Origin of the sequence: uncultured Bacteroides sp. (assembly GCF_947632445.1) — a bacterium.
Taxonomy (GTDB): domain Bacteria; phylum Bacteroidota; class Bacteroidia; order Bacteroidales; family Bacteroidaceae; genus Bacteroides.
The window spans coordinates 1-5,329 of sequence record NZ_CANRPM010000109.1 but is presented as its reverse complement, the minus strand read 5'-3'; the positions used below and the strand labels follow the sequence as shown (position 1 = coordinate 5,329).

Annotated in this window: 4 protein-coding genes and 2 pseudogenes; 3 read left to right on the top strand and 3 right to left on the bottom strand. The window is 41.5% G+C overall.

Annotated elements, in window-relative coordinates; genetic code table 11:
- Positions 1 to 132: pseudogene (locus tag Q0Z70_RS12915) on the top strand (IS4 family transposase); the annotation flags it as partial.
- Between the two features lie 49 nt (positions 133 to 181).
- On the opposite strand, the gene Q0Z70_RS12910 reads toward Q0Z70_RS12915, so the two are convergent.
- A complete protein-coding gene (locus Q0Z70_RS12910; RefSeq protein WP_121766988.1) occupies positions 182 to 406 on the bottom strand; it encodes a helix-turn-helix domain-containing protein in 225 nt (74 codons plus the stop codon).
- Positions 407 to 1,435: 1,029 nt separating this feature from the next.
- Here Q0Z70_RS12910 and Q0Z70_RS12905 point away from each other — a divergent pair.
- On the top strand, positions 1,436 to 2,002 hold the full coding sequence (locus Q0Z70_RS12905; RefSeq protein WP_298075148.1) for a ribonucleotide-diphosphate reductase subunit alpha: 567 nt from the start codon (positions 1,436 to 1,438) through the stop codon (positions 2,000 to 2,002).
- Positions 2,002 to 2,505 carry an SLOG family protein gene (locus tag Q0Z70_RS12900; protein ID WP_008668813.1) on the top strand — a complete coding sequence of 168 codons (504 nt, stop codon included), beginning with the start codon at positions 2,002 to 2,004 and terminating at the stop codon, positions 2,503 to 2,505. The genes Q0Z70_RS12905 and Q0Z70_RS12900 overlap by 1 nt, the downstream gene beginning before the upstream one ends.
- A 62-nt stretch (positions 2,506 to 2,567) precedes the next feature.
- Here Q0Z70_RS12900 and Q0Z70_RS12895 read toward each other — a convergent pair whose 3' ends face one another.
- Together Q0Z70_RS12895 and Q0Z70_RS12890 are read right to left on the bottom strand one after the other, a co-directional pair.
- A complete protein-coding gene (locus tag Q0Z70_RS12895) occupies positions 2,568 to 4,238 on the bottom strand; it encodes an RNA-binding domain-containing protein (protein WP_298075147.1) in 1,671 nt (556 codons plus the stop codon).
- 93 nt (positions 4,239 to 4,331) lie between these two features.
- Positions 4,332 to 5,329 (bottom strand): annotated as a pseudogene (locus tag Q0Z70_RS12890) (DNA primase); the annotation flags it as partial.

Here is a 5,329-nt window from a genome sequence, read left to right as displayed (position 1 = left end):
ATAAAAATCCTGAAGCATGGACGAAGGGCTAAGTCATTGGTCAAGTATGGTCTTGAGGAAATCTCAAACGTACTTTTCCGACCGACATACACACCCAAATTCGATGTATTCAAATTTTTGTCATGTACTTAGAATGAGTTATCAGTCAGTCGTGGTGATAGTGCTACGGCTGACTTGATTATTATTGTATGCCACCTTTCCGTTTTCGCCCCTTCTTTGGGAGACCGCTCGCCTTATATGCTGTCAAGTCGCAACCTTGAAACAAAATCCGCATATTACTTTGTTGCCTGACAAAAGGCAGGGGCTTTTCCTGATGGTTGATGTAAGCATAAATGGTGCAGCGATGGACACAAAGATAGCGAGCTGCTTCATTGACCGTGTAGAGCCTATCCGGGATAATTCCCATTAAAATTGTGTGTGAACCCATAATTTGAGATTGTTTTGACGTGAAAGTTACAACCTTACAGGTAATTTGGCAATACGTTAAATATTGGAATACCAATGATTTGTGTGGATTTGTCGGGAATATGTAGGAGTGGCAACTATGCGGAATGAATCACCAAGGGAAACGAGGGTGAAAACAAGCGATGTTTTTTGCGAGAATGAGAAGGATATATATTTGAGGGTTGACAGCGTTGACAAAGGAGCCAAAGCCTGTCAGCCGTAAAAATGCGATTGGGAAGCAATTGTTATACAATATATTATACTTTTTAGTTGATAAAAGAATAAAATATATATGTACCCGGTTTTGTCAACATTTGGCACCGGATTTTAAGGGGAATGGAAAAAGTGGCTACGTTTGTCAACGTTTGTCAACACATTAATTTTATATGAAGTCGTTGATACCATGTACTTTATGCTTTGTCAACGCTGTCAACCGTGAAATATGTGCATATTATATTTTGAAAATGCACTAAGGATAAGTCTGTAATATGGGGATTCATTCGTTGAAACAATACAATGGAAGGAGTATCTGTAAGATGATATTTGGAAAATACTGGCATACAGACATTCTTGCCACATGGCAACGGGTTGCTATTTGCCAAGAATGACAGTCTGCTTTAGACCGAACATGAAAAAGACCATCTGCTGAGACATGCAGGTGGATCGAGACTTCGCTACGGTACTTGCATATCTCGGCTTACGGCCATTTCATCCAAAAGTTCGGTCAAATGTTCCTACAACCATCCTACTATGGAGTGGGGCACTTTCCCATACGATTCTGTCCGGCTTACCTCTGCGGATATTCTTTTGCAAAGGTTCTTGTCGGCATTACCAAACGTCAAACCGGGAATGGCAAATCTTCCTCAAACGGGTTGAGCGTATTTACCGTTCCCTCATTTGCCTTATTGCCTGCCAACACGCTTGAAAAGCAAAAAATATCCCTTGGGCAAGCCGAAAAGCTTGAAACAAAAGGGAAAATAATTCAAAGCGTATGGCACAGATTGACGAGAACATCAAAAAGCAGTTGGACAAGCCCCAGGTTTGGTTCTGCAAGTATTTCCCTAAACGTATTCAGAATGTGGGCGAGAAAGAAATAGCCGACAGAGACCTTGTTTATGCCTTCAAGGATGGAAAGGCTTACGAGAAAGTAGCCCAAATGACTGCATCGAGTATGAAAGAACGATATGGTGGAGCGTGTATAAACATCGTATTCTCTCCAGTTCCGGCATCTACGGACAAGAAGAATGAAATCCGATACAAGGCATTTTGCGAAAGAGTGTGTGAACTGACCGGAGCGATAAACGGTTATGACCACGTGAAGGTATGTGGTGAACGGCTATCTATCCATGAACACCGAAAGACGGAAAAGGAAATCCGAAAGGTCAGCATTTTGGAGTTTGATGAGAAGTGGTTTGACGGAAAGACCGTCTTGGTGTATGATGATGTAATCACTCGTGGAACGAGTTACGCCCTTTATGCCTGCCAGCTTGAAAGTTTCGGAGCGAATGTACTTGGCGGTATTTTCTTGGCACGAACCCATTACAGAGTAAGAAGCTGATGGAAAAGGTATTGTATTTAGAAAAGGAAAAGTCCATCACCTTTACAGGTCATCGGATTATCCCCTTCATCCGACAAGAGGAAGTAAGGACACAGTTGACAACAGTTGTGGCTCTTGCTTACAAGTCAGGTATAACTTGTTTCTATTGTGGCATGGCATTAGGGTTTGACCTGATGGCGGCAGAGGTCGTATTGTCGCTCAAAGACAAGTTTTCCGATATTCAGTTGATTGCCGTTGTTCCGTTTTCAGGACAGAGTTCCCGATGGACTTCTTCTGAACAGGAACGGTATCACCGAATACTTTCCCAAGCGAATAAGGTTGTTACATTAAGCAAGGACTATTTCCGTGGTTGTTTGCTTAGACGGAACGATTATATGCTTTCACATTCTTGCAGTGTGATTGCATACTATGATGGCAAGCCCAAAGGCGGCACGTTTTATACGGTTAGGAAAGCCGAGAGGATGAAAATGAATGTGGTCAATATTTACGGCAAAAGGGGCTAACCGCCCCTTTTGTATTTATAGAACCGTTAATCCCAACGGTGAAAATTCTTGTATGTGAAATATTACTTCAAAAATTTCCAATGCCCTCCTTTCGCAGACCCTTCATATTCAATTAAATCCTTTAAGTCTTCAAGGTCTCGACGGATTGTTCTTAAACCGGCGTCAAGTTTTTCCGCTATCTCTTCTGCTGTAATAAACTGGTCTTGCTTTATTAAACTAATGATTCCTTGTTGACGTTTGCGCTTTTTTATAACAGCTTTTTTGTTTTCATGGGTGTCATTCAAAGATATTTGCAACTCATCATCTTTTAATTCATCAGATTTTTTGAGTGCCATTTTCTCGGTTTGGGTGCCATTTTCTCCAATTTTGAGTGCCATTTTCTCGGTTTGGGTGCCATTTTCTCCAATTTTGAGTGCCATTTTCTCGGTTTGGATGCCATTTTCTCCTTCCTTTGATGTCGCTTCCATATATGTGATAGAGAAAATGAATTGCGAACCGTTATTAATTTCCACCTTATAATCTGGATAATATAAAGGGGCATAGCGTAAGATATTGCGAGTGCCTGACCCCATGTCTTCTACCCATGAAAGTTCATGGAACACGCGCACAAGAAGAGGGTTCTTTGTATAGTTGTTCAACTGCTGTAATGTAAGCTCGCCTTCAGGATTCTCAGGAGATAATCGGGTAGGATTCTTGGTAACTACCCGGTCTTTGAAAACATGGAAAAAGCAAGCGTACCCTGTACTGAAATCAGCATGTACGCATAAGTTGGCGATTATTTCACGGAACAAATCCCAACGAATATCCTCACGCCTGGTAGAACCGGATGGTAAATAGAATTTGTCAGGAAGATAGCGTTCTGTAAATTGAGTCAGCTGGTCATACACTTTGATAAGATTACAACGCATGGTTCTTCGGTCATCATACCGATTGGGAAATTGCGTCATATCGTTATATTGTTCATAGGTACACATATGGAATAAGGCTTCAAAGCGATAGCGTGGCATGAAGTCTTCTATTGCTTCTTCTTTTCCAAACAATATAAGTGCGGCATATTTCAATTCGAGTTCACCGGAAATTGAATTCTTCTTGGCTATATGAGTATGAACCAATATCTCTTCATCAGTCAGTTGCAACCAGGGATGCCCCGGCTTAATCACGGCGAGTATGTTGCGGCAAAATTGGAATGTTTCATGGTCGAGATTATCCATCGTTAAGTCCTTCACAATCCTTTCTTCAAACAAATGGGGATTCTTCCGCTCAAATAGGGATAGTAATAATTCAGGATGGTCTGTCACGTCAATGTCCGCATCTCCGTTCCTGTCCCAAAACCTGTCATTATAACGATATACATATTGTCCGCAAGGTATGTCAAGAAGAAGGACTGTCTTATTATTGACTTCCATTATTCCCGGAGTAAAGTATGGACAAGGCATGAACAAATCCTTATTCTTTATGGAAGTAATGATATTTGCTTTAAGTTTTTCCGCTTTGTCCGGATTGACACCGATAATCTCTCCATCGTCCTTTACTCCAACAAGGATTTGCCCTCCACTATGATTCAAAAATGAGCATACTGTCTCGTACAAAGATTCTGAGACCTGTTCTGTACAAGTTTTATATTCGATTTGAGTACCTTCTCCTTTTTGGGAAAGTTTTATAAATTGTTCTTCTGTCATTGATTCCGTGCTATTTAAGTGCAAAATTACAAAAGAAACAACAAAATCAAGCATATATGTTGAGCTTTCCTTTGTTTTACACAAGTTATATCTTCTTAAATACGATTATTGCTTTTGCCTTGTCTAATTTTTCATGATTTCTAAATGCTATAAAGGTAAATCTCGCTGTGATGGAAAGCCCTGTATCTGTACATTTGACGGTTCCTGCCCCGTAAGATTATCTTCCATAACTTCTTGTTTGTCGGAAATGATTTCCGTTTCCAATTCCAATCCAAACGCTTCCTTTAATTGCAGATAGTCAAAACATAACGCCTTCGGTCGGTTTACTTTGACCTTCTTGACCTGCTCATTGTTAACCATCTCAAATGAATAGTCGGGCAGACCGCTGGGTAACAAGATGGTAAACCTATCCTGCTTTAGTCCAAGAAATGACGAATGGGATTTCAGATATGAAGTGATAGTGGACCAGTTGGAACGGTTTGCGGTGGCGTTCATATTCCGGCTATTGAACAAGGACGCCACTGCCGCCATATTCAAATAGAGGATTGGACGTGCCTCTTTGAACTCAATATCTTCCTTGACTGAGATTGGACGGAAGGATTTCATATAGCGGATGCGGTAATGCGCCTTATCCACACATTTCCCTGAAGTCTGGAATCCTTGCAGCATACTCCAAAAGTCGGCTACTTCGGAACTTTCTTGCGCTAATTCGTTTTGGCTTCGTATGCCTTTGACCGCCGTTTCAAACAGATCGGCATAACTGAACGGGACATCCAGTACTGTTTCCAAAGTACGGTAAGCAGCCAATGGAATGACCCAGTTTCCGAAAATACGGTCATGGATGCTCTCATTCTCAAACTTTGTGGCCAGTTCCTTCTTGGTAATGGAATAGATTTCAGCAAAGTTCTTCTCGAACAGTTCCCGATGATTCAATATCTCAATGGTTAAATGAGTCAGCCCCATGTTACAGAGCGCGACCAAATCTTCATAGTTCCTTTTCTCCACTTGATTGAATGAGGTCTTGGAGAACGCCAAGAATATGACACGGGTATAGAGTGCCATATCCTGCGTAGGCTTGTCCTGACCACAAAGGGCAACACCGGTACTTACAATGGTCTGTGCCGCCATTCCGTCCGTATTGGTGT

What these genes read in the sequence shown, in the direction of transcription:
- Q0Z70_RS12910 (WP_121766988.1), bottom strand. Translation starts at nt 406, where the DNA reads ATGGGAATTATCCCGGATAGGCTCTACACGGTCAATGAAGCAGCTCGC.
- Q0Z70_RS12905 (WP_298075148.1), top strand. Translation starts at nt 1,436, where the DNA reads ATGGCACAGATTGACGAGAACATCAAAAAGCAGTTGGACAAGCCCCAG.
- Q0Z70_RS12900 (WP_008668813.1), top strand. Translation starts at nt 2,002, where the DNA reads ATGGAAAAGGTATTGTATTTAGAAAAGGAAAAGTCCATCACCTTTACA.
- Q0Z70_RS12895 (WP_298075147.1), bottom strand. Translation starts at nt 4,238, where the DNA reads ATGCTTGATTTTGTTGTTTCTTTTGTAATTTTGCACTTAAATAGCACG.